25 protein-coding genes and 1 pseudogene are annotated in these 26989 nt (G+C 42.3%); 20 read left to right on the top strand and 6 right to left on the bottom strand.

What is annotated here, in order from left to right:
- The first annotated feature begins 371 nt into the window (after positions 1-371).
- From mnmG to rpsU, 4 genes are all read left to right on the top strand, one after another.
- A complete protein-coding gene (gene mnmG, locus F7734_RS37600) occupies positions 372-2297 on the top strand; it encodes a tRNA uridine-5-carboxymethylaminomethyl(34) synthesis enzyme MnmG (protein WP_155749558.1) in 1926 nt (641 codons plus the stop codon).
- Positions 2298-2664: 367 nt separating this feature from the next.
- Entirely contained in the window at positions 2665-4002 is a 1338-nt protein-coding gene (locus F7734_RS37595) for a hypothetical protein (RefSeq protein ID WP_155749557.1), read from the top strand.
- Between the two features lie 252 nt (positions 4003-4254).
- A complete protein-coding gene (locus tag F7734_RS37590; protein ID WP_155749556.1) occupies positions 4255-4548 on the top strand; it encodes an RNA-binding protein in 294 nt (97 codons plus the stop codon).
- 238 nt (positions 4549-4786) lie between these two features.
- Positions 4787-4996 carry a 30S ribosomal protein S21 gene (gene rpsU / locus F7734_RS37585; protein ID WP_038076618.1) on the top strand — a complete coding sequence of 70 codons (210 nt, stop codon included), beginning with the start codon at positions 4787-4789 and terminating at the stop codon, positions 4994-4996.
- 67 nt (positions 4997-5063) lie between these two features.
- Here the strand turns inward: rpsU and F7734_RS37580 are convergent, their stop codons facing one another.
- Positions 5064-7031, bottom strand: a complete 1968-nt coding sequence (locus F7734_RS37580; protein WP_155749555.1) for a heavy metal translocating P-type ATPase — start codon at positions 7029-7031, stop codon at positions 5064-5066.
- Between the two features lie 55 nt (positions 7032-7086).
- Positions 7087-7584 carry a DUF2721 domain-containing protein gene (locus F7734_RS37575; RefSeq protein WP_155749554.1) on the bottom strand — a complete coding sequence of 166 codons (498 nt, stop codon included), beginning with the start codon at positions 7582-7584 and terminating at the stop codon, positions 7087-7089.
- Between the two features lie 557 nt (positions 7585-8141).
- On the opposite strand from F7734_RS37575, the gene F7734_RS37570 reads away from it, so the two are divergent.
- The 4 genes from F7734_RS37570 to F7734_RS37555 all read left to right on the top strand — a co-directional run bounded on the left by F7734_RS37570 (position 8142) and on the right by F7734_RS37555 (position 10303).
- Positions 8142-8351, top strand: a complete 210-nt coding sequence (locus F7734_RS37570; protein WP_155749553.1) for a helix-turn-helix transcriptional regulator — start codon at positions 8142-8144, stop codon at positions 8349-8351.
- A gap of 86 nt (positions 8352-8437) precedes the next feature.
- Positions 8438-9544, top strand: coding sequence for a precorrin-8X methylmutase (locus F7734_RS37565; protein ID WP_155749552.1), 1107 nt, complete (start codon positions 8438-8440; stop codon positions 9542-9544).
- A gap of 239 nt (positions 9545-9783) precedes the next feature.
- On the top strand, positions 9784-9996 hold the full coding sequence (locus F7734_RS37560; RefSeq protein ID WP_155749551.1) for a chlorophyll a/b-binding protein: 213 nt from the start codon (positions 9784-9786) through the stop codon (positions 9994-9996).
- Positions 9997-10063: 67 nt separating this feature from the next.
- Positions 10064-10303: a hypothetical protein gene (locus F7734_RS37555; RefSeq protein ID WP_155749550.1), complete on the top strand. Its 240-nt coding sequence runs from the start codon at positions 10064-10066 to the stop codon at positions 10301-10303.
- On the opposite strand, the gene F7734_RS65660 is transcribed toward F7734_RS37555, so the two are convergent.
- Complete coding sequence (locus tag F7734_RS65660; RefSeq protein WP_279239808.1) at positions 10237-10497, bottom strand: hypothetical protein; 261 nt, start codon at positions 10495-10497, stop codon at positions 10237-10239. The genes F7734_RS37555 and F7734_RS65660 overlap by 67 nt on opposite strands.
- A 389-nt stretch (positions 10498-10886) precedes the next feature.
- The gene (locus tag F7734_RS66375) at positions 10887-11699 is read right to left on the bottom strand and encodes an SgcJ/EcaC family oxidoreductase (RefSeq protein WP_347566350.1); all 813 of its coding nucleotides are present in this window, start codon (positions 11697-11699) and stop codon (positions 10887-10889) included.
- A gap of 751 nt (positions 11700-12450) precedes the next feature.
- Here F7734_RS66375 and codA point away from each other — a divergent pair.
- The 8 genes from codA (at position 12451) to F7734_RS37505 (ending at position 20968) form a co-directional block, all read left to right on the top strand.
- Positions 12451-13707: a cytosine deaminase gene (gene codA / locus F7734_RS37540; RefSeq protein ID WP_155749549.1), complete on the top strand. Its 1257-nt coding sequence runs from the start codon at positions 12451-12453 to the stop codon at positions 13705-13707.
- A gap of 158 nt (positions 13708-13865) precedes the next feature.
- A complete protein-coding gene (locus tag F7734_RS37535; protein WP_155749548.1) occupies positions 13866-14102 on the top strand; it encodes a hypothetical protein in 237 nt (78 codons plus the stop codon).
- Between the two features lie 253 nt (positions 14103-14355).
- Complete coding sequence (locus F7734_RS37530; RefSeq protein WP_155749547.1) at positions 14356-14589, top strand: Nif11-like leader peptide family natural product precursor; 234 nt, start codon at positions 14356-14358, stop codon at positions 14587-14589.
- A gap of 544 nt (positions 14590-15133) precedes the next feature.
- Complete coding sequence (locus F7734_RS37525) at positions 15134-16192, top strand: chlorophyll a/b binding light-harvesting protein (protein WP_155749546.1); 1059 nt, start codon at positions 15134-15136, stop codon at positions 16190-16192.
- A gap of 52 nt (positions 16193-16244) precedes the next feature.
- Positions 16245-16973 (top strand): photosystem I reaction center subunit XI, encoded by a 729-nt coding sequence (locus F7734_RS37520; RefSeq protein WP_243147305.1) that lies wholly within the window; start codon positions 16245-16247, stop codon positions 16971-16973.
- A gap of 70 nt (positions 16974-17043) precedes the next feature.
- A complete protein-coding gene (gene fldA / locus F7734_RS37515; RefSeq protein WP_155749545.1) occupies positions 17044-17556 on the top strand; it encodes a flavodoxin FldA in 513 nt (170 codons plus the stop codon).
- 138 nt (positions 17557-17694) lie between these two features.
- Positions 17695-18426, top strand: a complete 732-nt coding sequence (locus F7734_RS37510; protein ID WP_155749544.1) for an alpha/beta hydrolase — start codon at positions 17695-17697, stop codon at positions 18424-18426.
- Positions 18427-19231: 805 nt separating this feature from the next.
- A complete protein-coding gene (locus tag F7734_RS37505) occupies positions 19232-20968 on the top strand; it encodes an energy transducer TonB (RefSeq protein WP_155749543.1) in 1737 nt (578 codons plus the stop codon).
- Between the two features lie 50 nt (positions 20969-21018).
- Here F7734_RS37505 and F7734_RS37500 read toward each other — a convergent pair whose 3' ends face one another.
- Positions 21019-21855, bottom strand: coding sequence for a Uma2 family endonuclease (locus tag F7734_RS37500; RefSeq protein WP_155749542.1), 837 nt, complete (start codon positions 21853-21855; stop codon positions 21019-21021).
- Positions 21856-22526: 671 nt separating this feature from the next.
- Here F7734_RS37500 and F7734_RS37495 point away from each other — a divergent pair.
- The 3 genes from F7734_RS37495 to F7734_RS37485 all read left to right on the top strand — a co-directional run bounded on the left by F7734_RS37495 (position 22527) and on the right by F7734_RS37485 (position 24971).
- Positions 22527-23561 carry a chlorophyll a/b binding light-harvesting protein gene (locus F7734_RS37495; protein WP_155749541.1) on the top strand — a complete coding sequence of 345 codons (1035 nt, stop codon included), beginning with the start codon at positions 22527-22529 and terminating at the stop codon, positions 23559-23561.
- A 72-nt stretch (positions 23562-23633) separates the two neighbouring features.
- A complete protein-coding gene (locus F7734_RS37490; protein ID WP_166482397.1) occupies positions 23634-24602 on the top strand; it encodes a chlorophyll a/b binding light-harvesting protein in 969 nt (322 codons plus the stop codon).
- Between the two features lie 96 nt (positions 24603-24698).
- Positions 24699-24971 carry a hypothetical protein gene (locus F7734_RS37485; RefSeq protein WP_155749539.1) on the top strand — a complete coding sequence of 91 codons (273 nt, stop codon included), beginning with the start codon at positions 24699-24701 and terminating at the stop codon, positions 24969-24971.
- A 601-nt stretch (positions 24972-25572) separates the two neighbouring features.
- Here F7734_RS37485 and hemF read toward each other — a convergent pair.
- Positions 25573-26616 carry an oxygen-dependent coproporphyrinogen oxidase gene (gene hemF / locus F7734_RS37480; protein ID WP_155749538.1) on the bottom strand — a complete coding sequence of 348 codons (1044 nt, stop codon included), beginning with the start codon at positions 26614-26616 and terminating at the stop codon, positions 25573-25575.
- 206 nt (positions 26617-26822) lie between these two features.
- Here hemF and F7734_RS37475 point away from each other — a divergent pair.
- A pseudogene (locus tag F7734_RS37475) lies at positions 26823-26948 on the top strand (magnesium-protoporphyrin IX monomethyl ester cyclase); the annotation flags it as partial.
- Between the last annotated feature and the right edge of the window lie 41 nt (positions 26949-26989).

The raw sequence follows: 26989 nt of genomic DNA, 5'->3' as shown, positions 1-26989 counted from the left end.
AACCAATATCCCGCCTAACCCTATTCTCTTTTGTCTGGTGGGCTCGGATTTTTTTTTACCGCAGGGGCGCAAGGCCTTGCGCCCCTACTCTTTGTTATTTTCAGCATGCTGGTTTTCCAATTAGCAATCAAATACCTTTAAAAGGTTATATATAATCTTAATATATTTTTGTTCGATCGCCAATTTTTTCCAATCTTCATTAAGAAGATAATGTATCAGAAAAAACGCTCTTGTCTTGCAACCCATGCTTGTATATATTACCAAAGAGTACATATCAGAATTGAAAACCTTTGAAACTCAAATACCAATAATCAACAGAACTGTTGATAACAGTTAGAATAGGTATGAGTTCTTGCTGCTCTGTTAAGTCCATGACCCTGCACACTTCCATTGAATTCCAAGACGCTTTTGACGTTGTTGTTGTCGGTGCCGGTCACTCCGGTTGTGAAGCAGCCCTTGCGACTGCACGGCTTGGCTGTCGTACCCTGCTGTTAACCCTCAACTTAGATAAAATTGCTTGGCAACCCTGCAACCCAGCAGTTGGTGGTCCGGCAAAATCTCAATTAACTCATGAGGTGGATGCCCTGGGTGGGGAACTTGGTAAAATGGCAGACAGAACCTATCTGCAAAAGCGCATTCTCAACTCTTCACGAGGACCAGCCGTTTGGGCATTACGCGCTCAGACAGACAAAAGAGAATACGCAGCAGTGATGAAGGCGATCGTTGAAAACCAAGAGAACTTGACGATTCGCGAAGGTATGGTCACAGATTTAGTGTTGGGTGCTAATGATGAAGTCATTGGCGTTCAGACTTACTTTGGTGTTGCCTTCCAGTGCAAAGCAGTAATTTTGACGACGGGTACGTTCTTGGGAGGACGGATTTGGGTTGGTAACAAATCAATGGCAGCCGGACGTGCGGGAGAATTTGCAGCTGAAGGTTTGACAGAAACCCTCAATCGTCTGGGATTTGAAACAGGGCGATTGAAAACAGGAACTCCTGCACGAGTTGATAAGCGATCCGTTGATTTTAGTAAGATGGCACCCCAGCCCGGAGATGAAGACGTTCGATGGTTCAGCTTTGATCCACAAGCATGGGTAGAACGGGAACAAATACCTTGTTATATTACCCGCACGACAGCCGAAACCCATCGCTTGATTCGGGAAAATTTGCACCTGTCACCTGTTTATGGGGGTTGGGTGGATGCTAAGGGACCTCGTTATTGCCCCAGTATTGAAGATAAAATTGTGCGCTTTGCTGACAAAGAAAGCCACCAAATCTTTATTGAACCAGAAGGGCGGGATATTCCCGAACTTTACATCCAAGGGTTTTCCACAGGGCTACCGGAAAATTTACAACTGCAAATGTTACGCAGTCTTCCCGGTTTGGAAAACTGTACCATGCTGCGCCCAGCTTATGCTGTTGAGTATGATTATTTACCTGCAACTCAGTGTTATCCTACGTTGATGACGAAGAAGCTAGAAGGACTTTTTTGTGCCGGACAGGTTAACGGGACAACAGGTTATGAAGAAGCCGCAGCTCAGGGATTAGTCGCAGGAATTAATGCGGCTCGTTTCGTTCGAGGTCAGGAAATGATTGTTTTCCCACGAGAAGAAAGTTACATCGGTACTCTCGCAGACGATCTGTGTACTAAGGATTTACGGGAACCTTACCGGATGCTGACAAGTCGTTCTGAGTATAGATTGGTACTGCGTTCTGATAATGCCGACCAGAGGTTGACACCCTTAGGGCGGGAAATTGGCTTGATTGATGACCGTCGTTGGGATATATTTACTCGCAAGCAAGCGAACATAGCAGCAGAAAAAGAACGGTTGTACGCAACACGGGTGAAAGAACACGATGAAATTGGGCGGGCGATCGCACAAGCAACCGGACAAGCAATCAAAGGTTCCATAACCCTAGCGGATTTGCTGCGCCGTCCGGGATTCCACTACGTAGATCTTAACAAGCACTCTTTAGCAAACTCCAATCTCGATCGCAGCGAACAAGAAGGGGTAGAGATTGACATTAAGTATTCTGGTTACCTGCACAGGCAGCAAACTCAGATCGACCAAATTGCCCGTCAGGCGCATCGCCAGTTACCTGCGGATTTGGATTACAATGCCATTGACACGCTTTCCAAAGAAGCACGGGAAAAACTCAGCAAAGTCAGACCCCTGACAATCGGTCAAGCCGCACGCATTGGCGGAGTCAATCCAGCTGATGTCAATGCCTTACTCATCTACTTAGAAGTACGTAAAAATAAAACCCCAAGTGAATTTCCAGTATTAGCAAATTAACTCAGTCATTGGTCATTGGTCATTGGTCATTGGTCATTGGTCATTGGTCATTGGTCATTGGTCATTGTTCAGGTGCTCACTGTCATCCTTCATCGTTCAGAAAATCTGAAAACTTTGGTGAAATTATGGAGGCTGATATGATAGACGGCATGATTTAATAGGCATCATCAATTCCCGATTAAAGTTGAGTAGATAGTAGTTGGTAGTTAGTAGATAGTAGTTAGTAGATCGTAGATAGTAGTTAGTAGATATTAGGAAAATGCTGACAACTCGAAGTATTCACCACTAACCACCTAACCATTAACCACTAACCATTAACCACTAACCACTAACCACTAACCACTAACCACTACAATTTAAAATAGCCATGACAGAAAAAGCTAGTACTTATCTCATACTTCCAGAACCATCAGAAGACCTAATAGTTAGCGAACAACCCTGGTCAATCGAAACCTACGCTGATGGCTTGATGGATGAACTCTTTGCTGAGATCGACAACATTTTGGATGGACAAGAAACTTTACCCAGCCAAACGGTTCAGCATGGAGGGCATATCCACCGCGTGCAAACAATTACAGTGCCACAAATTGTCTTCCAAGAGAGAGAAATCCCACAGACACAGCCTTTTTCTACAGCGAGACATAACCCAGTCAGTACTGTAGTTGTTGGTGCTACAGCCACAAACCAACCCACAAACCAACCCAGCAAACCAAAATCCCGTTCCTCTCTCAGTATTGTGCTGTGGTTGGTAGTTGGTGTAGGTACTGTAATGGCGTGTTTGGCTTGGCTGTTAACCTCAGGATTGGTCAATCAGTTGGTTTCCAAAAAATTCCAGACAAGCTTATTGCAACAGCCAGTTCAGTCCAAGTTACCGACAAAAGCACAAGTGGAAGAAGATTTGGTTCGCTATATGCTAGGGGCGCTGTCAGCAATTGATAGACAAGAAGCAAAGAACAATCTTAGGTCTGCTAAACCAGCAACAATAGCTGGTGTTCCATATAATCAAACAAATATTGCTTATCGACCCCCTGCTGGTCATTTGCCAATACCTGTTACGGCTAATAACACGTCTCCTGCCACCGGTCGCTCAACCACTATTGTTGAACGAATTTACATTCCGGTATACCAAGGGCCACAGCCCATGCGCTACGCACCTCCACCCATGCTTGCCCATCTGAGAGCTTTGCCGCAAGTGCCAGTTGCAACATCTCCTAAAAAGAATTTAGGTTATACTTCTAAACCTGCACCTGTGAAAAAAGCTCCAATCAAAACGCACCTAGCTACCAAGCCCATCGCTGTTACTGCTCTTGCTGCTGTACGCAATGATATTAAGCCAGTAGCAATGCAAACTAAGCCAGTTACCGTACACCAAGTTTCAAAGCCGACTTTACCCATACTATCTGTCACTTCCTCTCACGTTGCACCACCAAAATCACCCACAGCTACTGCCCCAATAGTGGAGCAAGAAATTGTAGCAACTGTCCCTGCCACAAATCCTCCTGTTGGTGCTCATACTTTGGAAGGTTTGATGGAATTAGGTAACAAATCTGCCGCATTATTTAAAATTAGTGGTGTGACTAAACGCATTGAAGTAGGTGAAGCAATCGGTTCTAGTGGTTGGACACTCGTGGAAGTTGCCAACGGAGAAGCTGTTATTCGCCGTAACGGTGAAGTGCGGTCAATTTATGCTGGGCAAACATTCTAGTCTTGTCATGAAACAGACAAAGGACGATCCCCCAAGCATTTGATGCGGATGTTGGGTTTGGGGGGTCTGATTTTTGCATAGATTTTAGCACTCAATGTGACCCTTGTAAGTTTTAGTTATGCTAGGCTAATAAGCGAGTGTCATTTCGGTTGCAATGTTTGTTATTAGAATTTACAGGCTTCGCCCTCTTGATTTTTACAGCCTTGTCTCCGAAATATTGCTCTCTACAACTTGATGATTTTGGAGACAATCATGTCAATTTATGTAGGCAACCTTTCCTACGAAGTTACACCAGATGACTTGAAAGAGGTATTTGCAGAATATGGAACAGTCAAAGACGTTCAGATTCCGACCGATCGCGAAACCGGTCGGCGACGTGGCTTTGGCTTTGTAGAAATGTCAAGCGAAGCTGAAGAAACAGCAGCAATCGAAGGTCTCGACGGTGCTGAATGGATGGGGCGCGACCTAAAAGTTAATAAAGCTCGACCACGTGAAGATAAGAAACCTTTCGGTGGTAACAGGAACAACTTCCGCAGCCGTTATTAACACCTGACCAGTAACCGCCTGACCAGTGACCAGTAACCAGATGAATAATGAATCGATTTCTTTTTTTCATTAATATAATAATGGTGGAAGTAGGGTATACGTGACTGGTCATAAAAAATTTTATTATAGATTGGGGCTGAGGGGGTCAACTCAAGGTCAACTTAGCTCTACTATCTGGCGAAGTCAGTAACTTGCCATTACTCAAACCGCGAATTTAGACAATGGTACAGGAGAACCAATGACTCAAGTCATATTGGGAGAAACGGAAGGGATCGATTCAGCCCTCCGTCGATTTAAGCGACAAGTTTCCAAAGCAGGAATTTTGCCGGATTTACGGAAAAAGAGACACTTTGAAACACCCATCGAAAAGCGAAGACGCAAAGCTGAAGCTTTACGCAATCAACGCCGTCGCCGTCACCGCTACCAATCTAGTAGTAAAGAAACTTAAATTCAGAATTATGAATTATAAATTATGAATGATAAAATTTCATAATTCATAATTCATAATTCATAATTCATAATTTTCTTAGCAACCGTAAACCACTTAAGGTAACAATTACAGTAGAACCTTCATGTCCGATCACGCCAATTGGTAAGTTGATGCTTCCCAAAAAGTTGCCAAATAAGAGCAAGGCAATGGAAGTGAGAGCAATCGTAATATTCTGTCTCACTATCGCCTGCGCTCGTTTACCCAAACGGATTGCGACTTCAATCTTTTCCAACCTATCCGCCATCAACACAATATCTGCGGTTTCCAAAGCTACATCTGTACCTACTTTTCCCATGGCAATACCTACAGATGCTTGAGCTAGGGCGGGTGCATCATTGATGCCATCCCCTACCATTGCCACTGTTTGATATTCTTGTTGAAGACGCCGAATAATGTGAAGTTTATCTTCAGGTAGTAATTCTGCATGAATTTGGTCAATTCCAACTGCTCGAGCAACGCTGTATGCAGTCGCTTCGTTGTCGCCAGTTAACATGACGATCTGTTCAACTCCTAGCTTTCTCAAACGGGAAATTGCTATTGCTGCTTCCGCTCTGACTTCATCTGCAATTGCGATCGCACCAATAATTTTGGGTTCTTTGGGACTGGGGGAAACACTCATCTGAGGAACCATTGCTACCCAAACCACTGTTTTCCCTTCTTTCTCAACAACGCAAGCTAATTGTTTCAATTCGTTAGGTAAGCCAGAGACATACTGGTGTACAAACTTTTCTTTCCCGACTATGACTTGAGATTCCAACTCCGCCCCGCCTAAAGGATTCAGTATCCCTACAATTCCCTGTCCGGGAATAGCTCTCACCTGAGTTGCACGTAACCAATTTAACTCTCTTGCTGCTTGAACGATGGCTTCCCCAATTGGATGTTCGGAATAAGCTTCTACAGATGCAGCTATTTTTAAGACATCAGCTTCCGAGTATTCGCTAGTAGGAATAACCCGAGCAACTTGTACTTGTCCTGTTGTTAGCGTACCAGTTTTGTCAAAAGCGATCGCTCTGACTTTACCAATCTTTTCTAATTGAGCACCATTTTTGAACAAAATCCCCTGTCTTGCACCATTAGCGATTCCAGAAAGCAGAGTAGGCATAATTGCTGCCATCAAAGCACAAGGAGAAGCGACAACCAGAAAAGTCAGCGCACGATAAATTGTCACTTCCCAATTCCAGCCCCAGATAAATGGAGGCAAAATAGCCAGCAACAATCCAGCTATGACAATAAACCTTGCATATCCCCGTTCAAATCCCTCAACAAATTGTTGGGAAGGAGGTGCTGAATCTTGAGCTTGTTCTACCAAACGAATCACACGCTGAATTAAGCTACTTTCAGGTTTTTGGTGGACTTGGAGTTTCAGCGCACCATAACCGTTGAGTGTACCCGCAAAAACTTCATCTCCCACAGTCTTCTCTATAGGTATAGACTCACCCGTAATAGCTGCTTGATTGAGAGTACTGCAACCAGAAACAATCAATGCGTCAGTAGGAACAATCTCTCCTGGTTTGACAATAATTTCATCGCCCACTTTTAACTGCGCGATCGGAACCACTTCTTCTTTGCCAAAACGCAAAACAGTTGCTGTATCTTGCGTAAGCTTCATCAAACTTTTAATGCTTCGTTCTGTTCGACGCATGGCATAGCTTTCCAAAGCACCACTAATGGCAAAAATCAGAATTAAGACAGCTCCATCAATGATTAAGTGGTACTCTCTTTGCCACAATCCCAGAGTCGCAGCACCTAATGCTGCCACAATCATCAGTAAATCGACATCAAGCTCCTTCTCTTTAATCAGAGTTGTCAGCCCTTCCTTCGCACTTTCGTAACCACCAATGACATATGCTGCAGGTAAAAGCAACAACGCCCATCCTAAAAAGCCAAAATGCAGGGCGAACCATCCGAAAAATAATAAGACTCCGCAAAGAATTGCAGGTAGAGTATCTGCATGTTCCCTGGTAAGTTCGGTTAAACGCTCTTGGTAAAGCATGAGAGTGAAATCCAGATATACTCTCTCACGCTAAACCTTAACATTAATGTCAATGTCAATCCCAATCCATAGAATTACACAGTGCTGAGATTCTTTTGACTTCGTAACAAACCGCTTTATGAGAAATACGAATTTCTATGGCAATCAAAACTAACCCCAAAATGAGAACCACAATACCAGAGAAAAACAACATGATAGCGCTTGATGCAAACCATTGAGAATTGAGAGATACAGATATAGCGATCGCAACCATTGTCAAGAGAAAAATCATAATCGAAGTGTGAATTACCATGGCCGTGTACTGTAATAATCGATACCGATGTCCTAAAGATGGCAATTGAATATCAATCTCCTGCAAGCGCTCTCGTCCCAGAAAATCTTTGAACGCACTTTTTTGCAACAATTCCAAGCGTTCGTGTACCAATGAACTTAAACGGCTACCAATGGTATTGTACTGTCCGATAATTCCATTGAGGATAATAGCACAAGCCGTAATCAGTACCGTAGGAGCAATGATGGTTTGGATTATACGAGCGGTAGTTTCAGCAGACATACAATTTATTTTGGATTTCAACTCTCAAAAGCGATAGTAACCTGGAAAGCGCTAAAATAAATTACAAAAGTACAGGGACAAAAAGTTCTGATTGCTCTGTATACTTTCTTTTATGGCACTCAGTCTGAAGAGGAGTAAGTGAACTGGAGTAATCCAGAGTAAATCGGAGCAATTCGACTTACTGACTCCACCATGACTCAACCTTGAACTAGTTTCAAGGTTACCCGTTCTGGGTTTAAGTCCGCTTAAAGGTCAAGACTTAATGAGATTAGCCAGTCTCAAGCGTCGGACAAGGAACATGGCTGCGTCACACAGTACACACCGGAATCCATTGACAAGCCTTTAAGCTGTGTCGAGGCAAACAATACCCCAAAAGGGAGCGCTCAAATGAGCGAATGGTGTAGTTTGGGGTGCGGTTAAGTCCGATTCACCCCAAATTACTCAAAATAATCCTTATTTTTGGCTACTTACATTCGTTAATCTTTTGACGGTGTCAATATTTTAACGTTAAATAATTTACGCTAAGATTTTGGTGTGGAATCTTCTAAGAATCTTAAATGCCAGTATCTAAAATTGCAGAACTACGAAAGCGAGCCAACTTAACTCAGAAAGAGCTTGCTGACTTGATTGGTGTAACCGAGTCTACTATTAGGAACCTAGAGAACAACAGGAATGGTGTTGAATTGCTAGCAAGAGTAGCTAAACTTTGTACCGCTTTGAAATGCACTGCTCAAGACTTGGTTGATTTTGAAGAAGAGAAGATTTGAGGCGGATTTGTCCTTCATACAGCGACAAAAGCGATCGCGCTTTCAGTTCAGAATGAATAGAGTATTTTTTATCGCTAATTCTACAAATGGCTAAAACTCTTACCATTAAAGAACTTACCAATGCGGTTGGTGGCGGAATCACCCCTCGGATGGTACGTCATTATCATCAATTGGGATTACTACCACAACCAAAGCGTTCTTCGAGCAACTATCGTCTTTACACTGACAAAGATGTTATTAGACTGCAACGCATTGTAGCACTCAAGCAGCAAGGATTTCAACTCAACCACATCCGTCAAATTTTGGAAGTGGAACCAGAAACGGACATGAGTGCTGGCTTTATAGCGCAACTCCAGCAGCAATATCAGTCAGTGATGCAGCAAATTTCTCAACTGCGACAAACTGCATCTGCATTGGAGGGGTTATTGGGGCGCGATCGCAATTGCCAAATTATGCAAGCTGAGGTTCTAGCGCAATTAAAATTACTGGAGGTGGAAACAAAGACAGGCTTGTCTGGACTGGAAAAACTTTGGAGTGGATTGGATGCTCGGGTTCATGCTCATCCGGAAGCTTTTCAAGAATCGTTACAACATTTGCTCCCCGATCTATCCAACCGCTCTGAAATAGAACAAGACTTAATTTCTAAACTGGTTTTAGCTTGCGGCGATGTTAGCTTGGTATCATTCGTAAGGTTGAATCAACAAGCAATTGCTTCTAGCCGTAAAACTTTGACCTCAGGCTGTCAAATTGTTGTAGATATCCCAACGGTAGCGGCTGCTTTGGATATGACACGGTTAGCTCATTTGAATTGTCACGTTGAAATACTTATTGATAATCCTCATGTCACCTCTGCAACAGAGGCAGAGAAAGAATTCTGGCAACATCAGGAATGGCAAGACAAACTACTGCAAGTTTCTGATGGTTGCATTATCGTGGTTGGTTATGCTCCTAGTGTACTACTATCTGTTTGTGAAGCTATTCAAAAGCAGAAAATTCACCCTGCCTTAGTCATCGGTATGCCTATAGGTTTTAGTCATGCTCCGGCGGCGAAAAGGCAACTGATGCAATTATCTGTGGGTGCGATCGCAATTGAAGGGACGTTAGGAGGTGGTTTGTTGGCTGCGACTGCCTTAAATGCTTTAGTTGAATCACTCATTGAGAAACCCGATTGTCATTGTTATTTAAGCTGTTGATAAGAAAAACTGAACAAAAACGCCAAGAAAAAAAATCCAAAGACAATCAGCACTCTAGCTGCACCAAATACAAATGGCTAATGGCTAATTGCTTACAATACATATTTCATAAAGTCAATACCTTTTTTCCGAACTTAACAGGTATGGTTTTGACACAATTTTTTTATCGTCAAGATATTGAAATAATTGTTTACATTAAGTTACTATTTTTAACAAAGAAACAAAAAAGGCAAAAAACCATGACATCACGGACTTATGTAATTGAAGAAGGCAACCGACTCAACAACTACGCCATTGAACCCAAGATGTATGTAGAGCAAACCCAAGGCTTCGGCTTCACCGAGTATGCAGAAATGCTCAATGGGCGTTTGGCGATGATTGGTTTTGTCTCCCTCATTCTGCTAGAAGTTTTTACCGGACACGGTTTGATTGGATGGCTTACCAGTTTATAAATCAACAAACAGCAAACAATTGCGGCTAGAACTGCCAACTGTATATATAAGATATGGAGGAATTACGATGAGAACTGACTTTGACTTTCCCAAAAAAGACTTGCTCGGACCTGTTGTGTTTCGACCTGAGTTTAACAATTTTCAGCAAATCAGTGCGAACCAAACTTGGTCATTATTTTTCACTGTAGGTCAGGAAGATAAAGCACTGGGACAAAACACAGAATTTGGTAAGTTTTTCACTTACCTGTTGATTGCGTTAGGAGTAGCCGGATCTATCGGGGCTAGTATTTTCACTAACCTTATATAATCGGCTTTATCTAGCATGATGACCTCGTGTACGCTATTCATTTTCACAGCTAAACTGAATATTCGGTTTAGCTGTGAGCGTTCACCTTCCATTACAAACATCGGATAGATGAGATCGTCCACAGTCAAGTTGGTTTCTCTTACCATGCGGCGCAAAGCTTCAGTACGGCACAGACGACGGGGAGCAGTTTTCAAGGTCTAAAACCGCAGCCATTTTCTCGTGAAACGGGCGAGGACGCCCATTTGTACGCGAGTGAACCACAACTTATTGCCCTGTAAAGACGCTCTACTTGAAGCGTCTCTACATTGAAAATTTGGCTAACAGACTTTAACCGATCGGTATTGAATAGCTCCAGGTTGTTTTATGCGGCTCAAAGTTTTCACTCTTGCAACTTTTACAAGAGCTTCAATAGAAGATAAGAATAATAACAGAGCTACAAATTTTACTAATGTAATTTGTGACTATATTTATCTTCGGTAAGGGTAGTCTTTTGACTGCCCTATTGTATCATACTACCGGAAAACACGCATTGGTAAACGTAAAGACTTGATGACTTAACGTGTTTGATAGGATAAAGCAAGCACTACTCAGGCATAGCAGAGGAATGGTGGTCAACGATTAGCCAGTCGTTGCCATCGTGGTGATAGACGAACGAGTAACGCGCTACAACCTTTTCGGGCTGATTATTCTTGATGATGTTGAAGCTGTAGATACCTGAGTTGATAGCGATCGACTTATCAATGACGCGAATGTTTTGTTGAAGGATTGTACCTATAGGCTGGTATTTGAGGAAATGCTGGAAGTAGTCTCTCATTTGTGAGCGATCGATCCGTACCTGATTGGACAGGGTTGGCAAGAGCACAGCATTTTTCGCATAGAGCTTGACTACTTCATCAGGGTTTCCTGTTTGCAAAGCAGCATTCCATTTGTCAAAGAGTGCTGCGATTTCTGCTTCCTGAGTGCCTGTAACTAAAAAGGTGTAGCGAGTCTTGCCAGTTACGGTAGCGTCCAAAGTTTTACTGGGAGCATCTTTAAGAAACATATAGCTAGTATTCTCTTTATCTCGAGCTTTAATAAAAAACTTAGTTACGGGTGAATTGAACACACCAATATCAGATTCATTATCGGGAATGGAAAATAGCCCATCGGGGTCGCTCAACTGCCAACTAGACGGAGGTTCTACTGTAAACGTGTTGTCTTCAAAGATGGGATATTCAAACCTTGACTTTTTGATGTATATGCTGTTTTTGTATGCCATGTTTTCTCCGATACAAATTGAAAGGATAAAGGAAGGCTTGAGTTGTGTCACTACTAAAGCTATTGAATCAACACCTAACAAGGGTTTTTCAAAGCTATTGCTATCTAACTCATTAAGCTTAAACAGAACTTGAAGCACAACCTACCATGTTGATGGTCAAACACTCTATATTTAAGTCTGTTCAATGCAGCATTCCTTCAAAAGGGGTAAAAGCTGATAATGTAGTACCAAAAATGGTGGAGGAAGTCTCCCTAGTTAAGTGGAGACAATATTCAAGATATCATTCCTATTAAATTTAGCAAGTAAGAAATTCAATATTTTTGTTAAATGTTTTATGAATATTATTCAAATAAAAGATAAACTTCTGCTATAAATGGCAAAAAATATATCATACTATTCAATCTGATAACTCACTTTTAGATTGACTTTAGAAAGAATCCCTAAAAGAACAATCAGAAAAGTAAGAAAAATCAGAAAAGTAAGAAAAGCATAGAGCACCATACCTTTTGTCCATTTTTTCGTACCTAGTCTCAAGTTGGAAATACAAATTACGGTTTCCACCCACAATCATTTGGTATTTAAAAATAGAAATAATTGCATGATTTTTTTCTATTTTGATTTTACTGTTTAAAAATGTTTTTTTGCTCGCAATTGTGTCGTTTTGTCTGTAAATATAGATAATATAAGCCTCAATACGAGCGTTAAACCGTTAAAAAAATCAGTGATTTTTTTCCTAAAATGTCAGATGTGTTCTTATTAATTTATTTTTGATTTATATATACGGTCAACAGGTGGCATTATTCGCACAGATCGGAACTAAGTACTTCCATTGGGAAAAATATGAAGTAACATGGCTTCTGAAGCTGTACAGCAATTACGCTAAATCTTTATGACAAACACAACTTACGATTTATTAATGCGTTGCGGTAAAGTAATTGGATTACCTGAAGAACTCGTCGATATTGGCATCGAAGACGGTCACATTAGTGCGATCGCATCTCATCTTAGCGGTTCGGCGGCAGTAGAATTTGATGCTCGAGGACAACTGGTTTCGCCGCCATTTGTGGAGTCCCACATTCATTTAGACTCAGTACTGACTGCAGGGGAACCGCGTTGGAATGAAAGCGGTACTTTATTTGAAGGTATCCAAATTTGGGGAGAACGCAAGCAAAATCTTTCATTAGAAGATGTCAAAACCCGTGCCGTTGCCATGCTCAAACAACAAGCAGCACGGGGAATTTTATATGTCCGGACTCATGCTGATGTCAGCGAACCACAACTTATTGCCCTACGAGCGCTTTTAGAAGTCAGAGAGGAGGTCAAAGACTGGATGACTCTGCAGGTAGTAGCATTTCCCCAAGATGGCATTTATTCTAAACCAGAAAACGAAGCCCTTTTGGAAGAAGCTTTAAAAATGGGTGCTGATGCTGTTGGTGGAATACCTCACTATGAACTCACGCGAGAAGATGGAGTGAGATCTGTTCATCGTATATTTGAGTTAGCACAGCAGTACGATCGCTTAATTGACATTCATTGTGACGAAATTGATGATGACCAATCAAGATTTTTAGAAGTCGTTGCTGCTTGTGCCATTCGCACTGACATAGGTGCGCGAGTTACCGCGAGCCATACAACAGCTTTTGGTTCTTACAACAATGCCTATGCTTTCAAGTTAATGGGTTTTCTGCAACAAGCTAAAATTAACTTTATTGCCAACCCCCTCATTAATATTACACTCCAAGGTCGAACGGATACCTATCCAAAACGGAGAGGTGTTACCAGAGTGAAAGAACTGTGGCAGCAAAAGCTTAACGTAAGTTTTGGTCATGATTGCGTTCAAGACCCCTGGTACAGCTTGGGTACAGGTAGTATGTTAGATGTAGCTCACATGGGTGTGCATGTATGTCAAATGACAGGAGTGCCTGAAATCAATGCTTGTTACGACATGGTTACCATAAATGGAGCGAAAACACTACACGTAGAAAGTGAGTATGGGGTAGAAGTTGGCAAAAAAGCTTCGCTGATAGTTTTAGATGCAGGCGATCGCTATGATGCTATTCGCTGTCGCACTTTTCCTCGCTATGTCATTTCCAAAGGAAAATTATTAACTCGTACAACACCTACGGTAACGGAGTGGATTGAATAAAAATAGCAACGAGCAGAACCCTTGGACTTCCACCTACTGCAATGGTGGCAAAGTTTGTGGTGGTGGAGAGCGAGCACTGTGAGGAGCGATCGCTTTAGGGGAAAGAGGGTAAGTCGAGTTTTTGCACTTTTAAGATGCTCCTTGCTAGAATTAGCAAAATGCTTTCAACTCAGGCATACGTCAATGAGGAGTACGTGAACTGGAATAATCCAAAGTATGTTTTACTAGAGGCAGATGGAAATGGTGTGTTAAAAAGCAGGGTATTTCGTGGTTTGTGGTTGGCAACAACAGCACTATTGGTAGGTAATATGAGTGTAGTCTTAGCAGTGCTACAACAAGGTTTGAACGCGAGGGAACACGCAGATTTTGTGCAACAGTTATTACCAAAGATTTAGTTGCTTCTTGTAGCACTACTGTCTTTAGGCGTCCCCTAAGGTGAACTTTTGTCACGCATCGATCGTACATTCTCTTTTTTGGTTAAAGATTAAAGTACACATATAAGCTAGTCGTTCAATCCAAGTGATGACTCCACACACTTCCGCTTGCGGGTAAGTGTGGGGCTTCTAACGGGCTAGCTAAATTTGTCGAAACGACAGACGCTCAATAATTACACGAAAATCTGAAATTTAAAACAGGGGATGGACTGTCATGTCACAGAACAATGCAACCCGATTTTTAGGTATCGTCAAACAAGATCGAGCATTAAAGGAAAGACTCAAAGCCACATCTGAGCCAGAAGTTTTTATTAAAATTGCTAAAGACCGTGGCTATGACTTCACTGTTGAAGAACTGCAAACCGAGCTCAGCAAGTTGTCTGAAGAAGAGTTGGCTGCGATCGTCAATCCAGGAATAGCACCCAGACAACATATTTATCCCAGGTAATTTTTACTACAGAGCGCTATGATGAGTACAACGATTTTCATAGTCGTCTGATTTTCCTCTCCCTTAGCGCTCTTTGCGCCTTTGCGGTTTTTCCTATCACCCCTCAAAGCGAGTGTGGGGAGCTACTCTACTAGTTTGTGATTGCACTTCAATGGTGGGAGCACTCCAATTTTGTAAAAATACCAAGCGATTAGAAATCGCGGCTATACAAACAAAGCAAAGCTCAGCAGGCTGAAGAATTAGTCCTCGCCTTGCGGACGAGCGTTTGTGTAGCTCCAGAATTCGATTCTGCGATCGGTTTATACATTTGGGATTATCAGTATCACGATTACGGTTGGCAAGCCTCGGCTTAGAACTTTTTTTGCAAGTCAACAGTCAATAGTTAAAAACTCTCAGACTATAGGCTGTTGCCGCCCATCTAGTCATCGCCAGAGCAGGTTAGTCTGAGGACTTAATGAAAATATCTTTCATCAATAGAGATTTTATAGTAAGCTGTTACTCATATTTGTTGAACTAAATTCTCAAGAAAGGTAAATCAGGTAAAATGGCGATCACCTCTACAAGTCCGCTGTCGGTGGAGCAAGACCTCACCGAAGCTCCTTGGTGGGCTGGGAATGCAAGACTCACAAATTTATCAGGAAAACTACTAGGCGCTCACGTCGCTCATTCTGGTCTCATCGTCTTATGGGCGGGAGCTATGACCTTTTTTGAGCTCGCCCACTTTAATCCAACCAAACCAATGTACGAGCAAGGCTTGATTTTACTACCTCACCTAGCCTCTCTGGGTTGGGGAGTGGCTGCGGGTGGTGAGGTTTTAGATACTTACCCGTATTTTGTCATTGGGGCTTTGCATCTCATTTCATCAGCTTTTCTGGGTTTTGGAGGTATCTTTCACTCCCTACGAGGTCCAGAAACTCTCGAAGATCGGGTTCCTCTTTTTGGCTACAACTGGGCTGATACTAACAAAATGACTACAATTCTTGGAATCCATCTGATTTTACTGGGATTGGGAGCATTTCTTCTGGTAGCTAAAGCAATGTACTACGGTGGCTTGTACGATCCAAACATCGAAAATGTACGAGTCATTACGAATCCAACACTCAATCCTGCAGTCATTTTTGGATATCTGGTTGGTGCTATTGGAAAAAACTGGATAGCTAGCGTTAATAACTTAGAAGATGTAGTGGGCGGTCATATTTGGGTCGGTGGAATGCTGTTGTTTGGAGGCATTTTCCACATATTAACGAAACCGTTTGGTTGGACGCATTCTTTATTTGTTTGGTCTGGAGAAGCCTACTTATCTTACAGTTTAGGTGCTTTGGCGTTAATGGGCTTTATTGCTACTTTCTTTGTCTCAGTCAACACTACCGTTTATCCTGAAGTCTTTTATGGACCAGCGTTAGTCATTAAACAGAACATTTTGCCTTACTTTTTGTCGAGCGATCCTGATTTTATTTCATCCAGGACTTGGTTAGCTAACGCACACTTTTGGTTAGGATTTTTCTTTTTGCAAGGTCACATCTGGCATGCGCTGCGATCGCGTGGATTTGATTTCCGCAAAGGTCGCTTAAGTAAAGATGCTGTCATTCCACAGCCAGTTTAATGAGACAATCTCTCATTTCTTCTCAGAGATTGCGACTCTTCGTATTAAAGTAATGCAAAAATTTCTCAATGTGGCATATATGGCTTTTTTAGCTGCTTATTTTATCAGCGTAAACAACACAGTCTATCCTGAGGTTTTTTACGGTCCACTTAAAATGTGGGAAGCTTCAGCTGGCAATGTCTCACCTCGCGGCTGGTTAGCGGTATTCCACTTTGTGTTTGGAGTGTTGTTCCTTTTCGGTCATATCTGGCATGCCATTCACGCTAGAGCAGTAGAAGCAGGTTTTGATTTTCAAAATGGTGATATGATTCAGCCTGCTGGTCATCCTGAAGACGGCAATCTCGCAACCCCAATCAATTCCTCTGACTTAACTCTGAATTTTCTGAAGAATTTGCCGATTTATCGTCCTGGGTTGTCTTCTTTATCAAGAGGGCTGGAAATTGGTATGGCTCATGGTTACTGGTTAATTGGTCCTTTTGCAAAATTAGGTCCACTGCGGGATTCCGAAGCGGCTAATTTAATAGGTTTGTTAGCTGCATCTGGTCTAATTGTGATTTTGACTATTGGCTTATCGATTTACGGTACTGCTTCTTATCAAAATCAAACGCAAACAGTTCCGCAATTCACTTCAGGAAATACAGTTCCTCCTGTTCCAGAGGCTCTCCAAACGACTCAAGGATGGAGCCAATTTACCGCAGGCTTTTTAATTGGTGGAATTGGTGGAGCTATCTTTGCATATCTTGCGTTGAATAGTCTGGATGTTTTAGCGGCGATTCGCTAATGCCTCAATTGAATAAAGAGACAACATATATCTTTGAAAATTTTCATTTCACGTTATCTAGGAGTAATTCATGTCGAAGATTGGGCTATTTGTTGGGTCTACAACAGGTAAAACTGAATATGTAGCAGACACAATCCAGAAAGAATTTGGTGGAAAAAGTGTCGTTACCATACATAATATTGCAGATACAGAAGATAGCGAGTTTGAAGAATATCAATACATAATCATCGGTTGTCCGACTTGGGATATAGGTGAACTACAAAGTGATTGGGAAGGTTACTTTCCCCAGTTAGATAACATTGATTTCAGTGGTAAGAAAGTAGCATATTTTGGAACAGGAGATCAAATCGGTTATTCCGATAACTTTCAGGATGCAATGGGCATTTTGGAAGAGAAAATTACCGAACGTGGTGGAACTACCGTTGGATATTGGTCTGTCGATGGCTATGACTTCAGTGAATCAAAAGCATTACGAAACGGTAAATTTGTCGGTTTGGCTCTGGATGAAGATAACCAGTCTAACATGACAGACCAGCGTATTAAAGCTTGGGTTAGTCAACTGAAGAAAGAGTTTGGTGTGTAGTGGTTAGTGGTTAGTGGTTAGTGGTTAGTGGTTAGTGGAATAACTAGCAACCAACAACCAACAATTAACAACCAACAACTAACAACTAACAACTAACAACTAACAATCCTTGTCATAATTTACTTACAGGCAAATTTAATGTTTCAATCGCCAGATGTCGTTTGGTTAAATACAAGCCCTAGTTTGCAATGCTTTTCTCAGCCACTGCTATCCTATTTGTCACATCAAATGATAATTGCTAGTTGGGATTACTCTCAAACTCAGGACGAAGCAAGTCCACTTTCATTTGCAGTGGTATTGTTGCATGATTATCTCCAATCCTGCACTCAACCCGTACATCTTATTGGTCATAGTACGGGAGGATTGCTAGGACTACTTTATGCCCGTCAATATCCTGAAAAAGTAAAATCTCTCACTCTATTGGCTGTGGGCGTTGATGCTGCTGTTGATTGGCAAGTACATTACTATGCTCATCGCCCATTCTCTAGTCGCCAGGAAATTCTCAGAGCAATGGCTTATAATTTGTTTGGATATCACACAGAATGTACCAATAAACGTCTAACAAAAATTTTAAGGCAAGATTTGAATTCCTCACTTTCTCCCCACTCGCTATTTCAAAGATTTAGTTTGCCTCCGAGTTCAGTTCCTGTTCCTTTAATGGTCTGTGGAAGTTTAGACGACATCATTATAGAAACTGACGATCTATACGGGTGGAGACCTTATTTGAAAGAGGGCGATCGCTTGTGGAAATGTCCTGAAGGGAAGCATTTCTTTCATTTCTTTCAACCTCAGCTTGTAGCAGAGCAAGTTTTTCACTTCTGGAAATCTTTACGTCTATCCAATTCAGTTTGTGGTAGTTTGAAGATTTAGAATCAAAATTCTAATGACACAGATTCCAGTACTATAAACGGTACGCCAGGAAATACTCTGTCTCTACCAGTCGAGCTTTCAAAATAGTACACATCGAACAAATTCCTAAAATTCAATCCCACCCGCACATTGTTACGGCGGTAGTACATTGCCGCATCCGTTTGTACATACAGCGCTTTGCATCTAAATGAAGTACACCCCCCTCTGTCCCCCCAAAGCATCGGGGGGATGAAAGGGGGGTAATTTTTGTACCTCACCAAGTTGAAATCTGCTGTAACTTGGCAACTTGAACGTATTTGCCAAGTCTCCTTTCCTTTCACCTATAAAAAACAAGCCAGCAACAAATCCCAAGCCTTTCAATCCACCCTTTTGAATTTCATAGGTTGTCTATAAACTGCTACCTTGAATTTTCACTCACCTGTTTGGTGTAAGATATTTTGAAGGCGCACAATCAAGAACAAGCCAGCTTCTTGGCGCACCGTTTACAGTTCTGGGAGCAATTTCATGGCAGTTTTGACCTGTTGGAGATATGCCAGGTAAGAAGCCTGGTTTATCTCTGCTGTTAGGTTTTGACTAAGCACTTGTTAGCAAGGGTTGTTAAGAAAAATTGATAATAATTTGCAATTGCTAACTAATTTCCTGTATATTGAGTTTTTAAGTCCATTTATGGATTGTTCAAAATAAACTGTAATAGGTTGCTGCCCTGTTAACAACAAGAGCAGCCGATAGTTAAGGTATAGAGGCGAATGGAAATCTTTCTTCCCTAACTTTTAACCCCCAATCTCTATTTTCAAAATAATGAATTATGAGTTTTTCCCAAACTACTATAGAGCAGCGCGAGAAAGAAGCAAAGGCTTTGAAGTTGTTTCTGGCTTGCAGTCTCATTGGGTCTTTAGCACTGCATATCACAGTACTGCTTTCTGGATTAGGTCGTCTTTTAGCAAGAGTACCCGAAATAGAAAATGAACCGATTGAATTGACGATTATTGACACGCCTAAATTGGAAGAAACACAACCACCAGAAGAGACGGAACCTCCAGAAAAACCCGCACCATCGTCTATTAACAAAGTGTTAACAGGTTCGGGCGGTGATTCAGGTACGACAACTGTTGCTGACAGTAGTAGCGGAAATAACTCCTTTACACCACCAGTGCCTGTTAAACCTCCATCCAGTTCTGTGCCAAAACAACCAACAGTAGTAGCAAAAGCACCAGTACAAAAGCCCGTTGAAACTGTACAAGAAAAGCCAGAGATTCAACCTCGAAAACCTGAAACCGTGTCAAGGGAAACTACTTCTGTTGCTAAGCCAGTTATCAAACCTCAACCAGAAGTAGCCCGCTCATTAAATAGGGCGATTGCAACATCTAACAACAACCCTTCTATTCCTGCTACACAGCCTCAGAACGTACAACAAGGAAGTGACAATTTAAGACAAACATTAAGGGAGGTACGAAGTTCAAGAACTAGTCAGGCGACTATTGGCAATGATGGGGAATCCTCCGACACACCTAGTGGAAATGGCAATTCCGCTTTGATTGCTCGTTTAAGAAGTGGCTCTGGTACAAGTAGCGGTTCTGGTTTAGGTAGCGGTTCTGGTGCAGGTAGCGGTTCTGGTACAGGTAGCGCTTCTGGTACAGGTAGCGGTTCTGGTTCGGGAATAGGTTCGGGAAGTGGTGGCAATGCTTCAGAAAGCCGTTCTCAGGTAGCTTACGCACCAACTCCACCAAGAATACGCGAAAGTAGCAACTCAAACAACCTTGATGGTCGTGCAGCATGTCGAGAATGTCGTACTAAGTACTCCGAAAAAGCTCGCCGTCAAGGAATCGAAGGCAGGGTTGAAGTCGCAGTTGATACAGATGATCGGGGTAATGTAACTGGTGTGCGTCTCACTCGCTCTAGTGGTAACCGTGAATTGGATGAAGAACACCTCAGCCAAGCTAGGGATTGGAAATTAAAACCTTCATCTACTGGAAGACAAGGTGTAACGATCGCAACTGAATATGCTATTGAAGGCACGCGGCGTTATCGTCAAGTTCAAGAACGTAAAAAACAAAGAGAGGAACGAGAAAGAGAACGTGCGATCGCAGCAGCCAATACAAATGTTGCACCGGAAACTTCTAGACGCCGACGCAGGTTGATTGCATCAAATAATACAATTTTCTCCTCGGACTCAGTGAGAGAATCTAGAAGAATCAGGCGAGAATGGGCAACTTCTTCCACTTCAGGAGAGTCTGCACTTGGTCGTCGATTGCGTCGCAGAAGTGTTATAAGTAATTCATCATCTTCAGTAGAAACAGGTACATTTAGACGACAGCGTTTACGAGAAGTCCTGAGTCAGAGAAGGCAACGCATAGCTACCGCTTCATCAGACACTACCCCCCGGCGGCGAAGAAGAGAACAAGCCGTATCTTCCGGCGATCGCTTACGCCAAGCCCTAAAACCTCGCCGCCGGAGAAGAGAACAGGCTGCATCTTCCAGTCAAAGCAGTTTACGCCAGACTCTACGCCTTCATCGAGAGCGATCTCATAACAGTGACCAGTAACCAGTGACCAGTTAATCCCCATACTTTAAAGTAGGGGATTTGAATGATTTTTAGTCTGTGGGCAAATTATTCGGATCGATACCTTGAGATTGCAAATAAGCTATCAAACGTTCTTTTTGCTGACGTTCTTGCTCGGCGCGTTGTTGTTCTTGCTCAGCGCGTTGGCGTTCTTGCTCAGCGCGTTGGCGTTCTTGTTCGGCACGTTGACGTTCTTGTTCGGCACGTTGACGTTCTTGTTCGATGGCGTCCACTGCCCACGGTAGCAGATTAAGTGTCCGATCCCACCATCGCAACCAATATCCCGTTCTCTCTTCTTTTGTTCCCTGCCACGTTCCCAAGTATAAACTCATTGATTCCATCCAGTGCCGCCCATTTTCATCTGGTTGCTTCAATTCGTAGCGTCTATTTTCTAGTTGATAATATTCCAATAACCCACCATCAGGGTCAAAAATCACATACACTGGCACTTGCAAAATTTGCTCGTAAAAAAACCATTTTCCTGGTGGATAGCTTCGCTTGACCGAATATTCTTCTCCCTGAGTTTCAGATAAAAATTCCATCACTACTGCAGGGACATCCCCTTCTAAATTCGGCGTGTAACTTCGGCGTTCTCCAATGACTTCCTTGACTGATGGAACGTAAACCCAATCTGGTGCTTTGACTATCAATTCCTCGTTTACCGTCGCACACAGACCAAAATTGGAAGCTATCAACATCTTCGGTTGGATGAAACCACTGATTTCTAAACTTTCACGCAACGCACCAGCCAACAATGGCTGACCTGTATTTTCCACTGGTTCATCCTCTAATTGAAAATCTTTGGGCAACGCTTCCCACGATATGACCAGTTCATGAGCTAATTTGGTTTTACCGAGTTGGGTTACCATACACACTGCCTAGGGTCTGTTTGTTTTTATTTTATCTTTGTTAGTTCTTAATGCCCACCCTAGATGTCGTCATTCTGACGTTTTTGGCTTTGTCTAATGTTCTGAAGCGCTCGCTCTGCACTCTTCACCCTTCAATACCCTAGTATATCTGCCTACTTTAATTATTTTGGTTGAATTAGTTGACATAGATTTTCATTAGTGCTTGAATAAATTCAAGGAAGAGGTGTAGAAGGATGTTTATAAAGCATCCTTGCAAATCCTGCTATTGAACTGTAGTTATCCTGTTTTGAAAGAACGCTAATAACGTTTCTTCAAGCAACAACTTAGGAATATACAGAGATCGCAAAACTGTTAGAACACTGTTGTCAAATTAAGTCAGGGGGTTTACTCCATCACGAACAGACTAACTATCTCTTGTTAGTTAACAATTTATCTCAAGTTTGGATAAACATTGACACTACGTTTGTCGTTGCGATGTCTTGGTGTGCATTGCAAATGCAAGCTAATGATTTCATAAGTCATGAGCCGAACTCGATCTGAGAACGGTACTACAACATTAATTCAGATCTTTTGTTCCATACATCCATGCATCTGCTCATTCCTAGAACTATGCTCTAGGAATGATTTCCTTCCATGCATATAGTCTTGACTAAGGAGGCAAAAGTTACACAATGCAGACATACGGCTATTCCAGTGTTAAATACGATTGGTGGGCAGGAAATGCTCGCTTTGCCAATCTCTCCGGTTTATTTCTTGGCGCTCATATCGCACAAGCAGCACTGACGACTTTGTGGGCTGGGGCTTTTACTTGGTTTGAAATTTCTCGTTACAAGCCTGAAATCTCAATGGGAGAACAAGGGCTGATTTTACTTCCTCACTTAGCCACCTTGGGTTTTGGGGTAGGAGCAGGGGGTCAGGTTGTCAATACTTATCCCTATTTTGTCATTGGAGCTTTACATTTAATCTCATCTGCTGTCCTCGGTGCAGGAGCATTGTTTCATACCTTTAAAGGTTCTAAAAATTTACAAGATGCAAGAGGACAAGCTCGTAAATTTCACTTTGAGTGGGACGATCCAAAAAAATTGAGTTTCATCTTAGGACATCACCTCCTTTTCTTGGGAGTTGCTGCTTTATTGCTTGTTGCAAAGGCTATGTTTTGGGGTGGGCTTTACGATTCAACAATTCACGATGTTCGAGTTGTCACTCATCCCACTCTCAACCCATTCATCATTTACGGCTATCAAACTCATTTTGCTACTGTGAACAACTTGGAAGATTTAGTTGGTGGTCACATTTATGTGGGCTTGATTCTGATTGCTGGAGGTGTCTGGCATATTCTGACAGAACCTTTTCCATGGGCTAAGAAGGTTTTGATTTTCTCTGGTGAAGCAATTCTCTCCTATTCTTTAGGTGCGATCGCATTAGCCGGATTTGTCGCAGCTTACTTCTGTGCGGTTAACACCTTAGCCTATCCAGTGGAATTTTATGGTCCTACTTTGGAACTTAAATTTGGCGTTTCTCCGTATTTTGCTGACACCATTAAGTTACCATTAGCAGAGCATACGTCTAGAGCATGGTTAGCAAATGCCCACTTCTTCTTAGCTTTTTTCTTCCTGCAAGGTCATTTGTGGCATGCACTGCGAGCCATTGGTGTTGACTTTAAGCAAGTAGAAAGGTCACTCAATGCTATTAGTAGCGAGTCGTAAATAGGAATTTGGGGGATATTTCCCCCGAATTCACTACCATATTTCCCTTTGATAAGGAACAAGTGTTTAACTGTGACAATTTCTACTGATAAAACCTTTGCTGCAAACACCGATCTGTCTTGGTTGGTTGGTAATGCTCGTCTCGTTGATTTGTCCGGACAACTTTTAGGTGCTCATATTGCTCACGCAGGTTTGATTATGTTTTGGGCGGGTGCAATAACCGTCTCTGAAGTGACACGATTTATCCCTAATGTACCAATGTACGAGCAGGGACTCATTTTGTTACCCCATTTAGCGACTCTGGGATGGGGTGTAGGTTTCAGGGGGGAAGTTGTTGATACATATCCCTATTTTGTCATTGGGATTTTGCACTTGGTTGCGTCCGCCGTTTTAGGTGCAGGAGGGCTTTTTCATGTTTTTCGGGGTCCGGCAGTTTTGTATAATCTTGGCGGAAGGGCAGCAAAATTTCATTATGAATGGAACGATCCCAAACAATTGAGTTTAATCTTAGGACATCACTTGATTATTCTTGGTTTTGGTGCTTTTTTGCTCGTTCTAAAAGCAATGTTTTTTGGGGGAATTTATGACACTCACTTGGGAGATGTCCGTCTGATTAGTCATCCTACTTTAGACCCCACAACCATCTTTGGTTACTTAATTGGCATGAAAGATGGTAGTTGGACTCTTTTAGGAATGGCAAGTGTTGATAATTTAGAAGATGCGATCGGCGGTCACATTTGGGTGGGGTTAATCCTAGTTGCAGGGGGCATATGGCACATTGTTATGCAACCTTTTAGTTGGGTACGACAAATTTTTCCCATAGACAATAGCGACGAAATTCTTTCATACAGTTTGCTTGGGTTGGCTTTGATGGGTTTTATTTCTGCTGCTTTTGTAGGGTTTAACACAACAGTTTTCCCTATCGAGTTTTACGGTCAAAACCGTTTGGTAAGGGCAGATATCCAGTTCTTCTTGGGTGTATTGGCTTTCTTAGGTTTCATCTGGCACTTTTGGCGAACGCATCAAAGGGTTAACCCTTAATTGAGTTCATTCAACATTAGCTAAGTATTATCTCATGCCTGTAGTTAAAAGCAGTTGGCTGCGGGCATTTTTTAGCAAATATGAGGATAAATAATCATGACTACAATCTTTTGTGCCTTTTGTACTTGGGCAATTTTACTTTTCACGATCTGTAGTGTGTGGCGAACTTTGAGCAAAGGGACAAATTATGTCAAGATGTTGCATCAAATTCCTTGTGCAGGTTGTGAGTATTTCACCAATGACTATCGATTAAAATGTACTGTGCATCCTAAAAAAGCTTGCTCTCCCGAAGCGATCGGCTGTATCGACTTTGAGACGAAAACAGCTTGCTGTAATGCTGCCCAAAAAGGCCGACGAAAACTGTATTAGAATCATGTCTTTGAGAAGTCTATTCATTTAAACTGGGAATTGTAGGCTTTCCTTGAATATGTAGCAAAACATGAGCAAATATACGGTAAATCTCGGTACAGTTCAGGAAACATTGCTCATTACTCTATGGGCAAGGGGAACGAAGTAACAGGTGTTTTACGTCAGGATCTAGAAGATACCGCCTTCAGTCCTCGTGTTGGCATTATTTACCAACCGATTTAGCCCGTCTCGTTATACGCTAGTTGGAGTTGATCGTTCCAGCTCTCTGGTGCAAGATCCAGAAACCGGGATGGAAGCCTCTTTGAACCAACGACAGGTGAAGCGTTTGAAACTGGGCTGGGGTAAAGACGGAATTTCTGGATGCTAAAGGTTTTGCAACAATTTCAAATCAACGAGTTATTACAGTAGCAGCTATTCGTTGTCACGATCGCTTATTGATGAAGATGTTGGTATCTTAAAACGTCTCTTAAAGGGATTTGCAAAGAATTCAAACCCTGAATGAGATTTTTCAATACATCCACAATTGAATCATCATTTTACCCTTTATTTCCCTTAACCGAGATTGCCGCAGGTGTGACCTCAATGCGAGTGGAAAATGTTATTATTTTTGGGCAAAAGTCCCATTCACCCAATCTTGGGGCTGGAGAAAGATTTCGGTGAGCCTTGCTTCAGGTGTACCTGATTCTGGTTTATAACAATATTCCCACCGAGCTAGAGGTGGTAAGGACATCAATATGGATTCTGTTCTGCCATTGGTTTGCAGACCGAAAACCGTTCCCCTGTCGTACACCAGATTAAACTCGACGTAACGACCCCGACGATAGAGTTGAAACTGGCGTTGGCGATCGCCATACTCTATTCCTTGTCGCTGTTCTGCAATGGGCAAATAAGCAGGTAAAAATGCTTGACCGCAAGATTGGACAAAGCCAAAAATATCTTCCCAGGTACGAGATACCGTCCCCACTTGCTGACTGTAGAGTGCTGCGGGTGTATCTGTTTGAGAACCGACATAAAGCCTTCCACTCGCATCTTGATAGTCAAAGAAGATGCCGCCAATGCCCCGTTGTTCTTGACGATGTTTCAAGTAGAAGTATTCATCACACCAGCGTTTGAAGGTTGGATAGTATTCCGGATGATAGGCATCGCAAGCAGATTTCAGCAAAGAGTGAAAGTGAACGGCATCTTCTACAAACGGGTAGTATGGTGTTAAATCGGCTCCTCCACCAAACCACCAAACGGGACCGGCTTCAAAGTAGCGGTAGTTGAGATGTACTGTTGGTACGTAGGGATTACGGGGATGCAACACCATTGAGGTTCCTGTAACAAAAAACTCATGTCCGACGGCTTCCGGACGTTGCGTTAAGATTGAGGGAGGTAGTGTATCTCCCCAAACTTCTGAAAAGTTAACACCGCCTTGTTCAAATACCCGCCCTTCCCGAATCACCCGAGTAAGTCCTTCACCGCCTTCTGCTCGCTGCCAACGATCTTCCCGAAACCGGGCTTCTACATCAAGTTGCTCCAACGCAGTACAAATTTCATCCTGTAAGTTCTGCATAAATTGTTTGACGCGAGCGCGTGAATCGGCAGGAAGTGTATTGCTAGGAGATGTGAGTAATTGTGTTTGATTCTTTAAATGATAAGCCATGCTGTATACTCTTTAACCTTTGAGCCAAATCGCTGACGTTAATCACTCTATAGTTATTAAGCCATAAAAGTTCCTAGAATTTTCAAAACTTAATAAACGGCTTCTTTGGCTTTTACCCTGCAATGCCTAAGTTGTAAGGAACAACTATGGGCTTTGTAAAGAAATAATTTTCATGAGGTTTGAATTAAAGGACTACAGGTATCATATCTCAGCCCAAAGCTTTCAAACTTATCCGCAAACTTCCTTTAGCGATCGCAATTGTGTGGAATCTCTTGCTGCTTTATCTAATTAAACCAATTGATGCTGAAGCATTGCGCTTAACAGTGCGTTAAAATGCTAACATCCACACAATATCCTCTGCTCTGCCTGCTGA

The sequence above is a fragment of the Scytonema sp. UIC 10036 genome (assembly GCF_009725235.1).
This window is presented reverse-complemented; position numbering and strand designations above follow the sequence as displayed.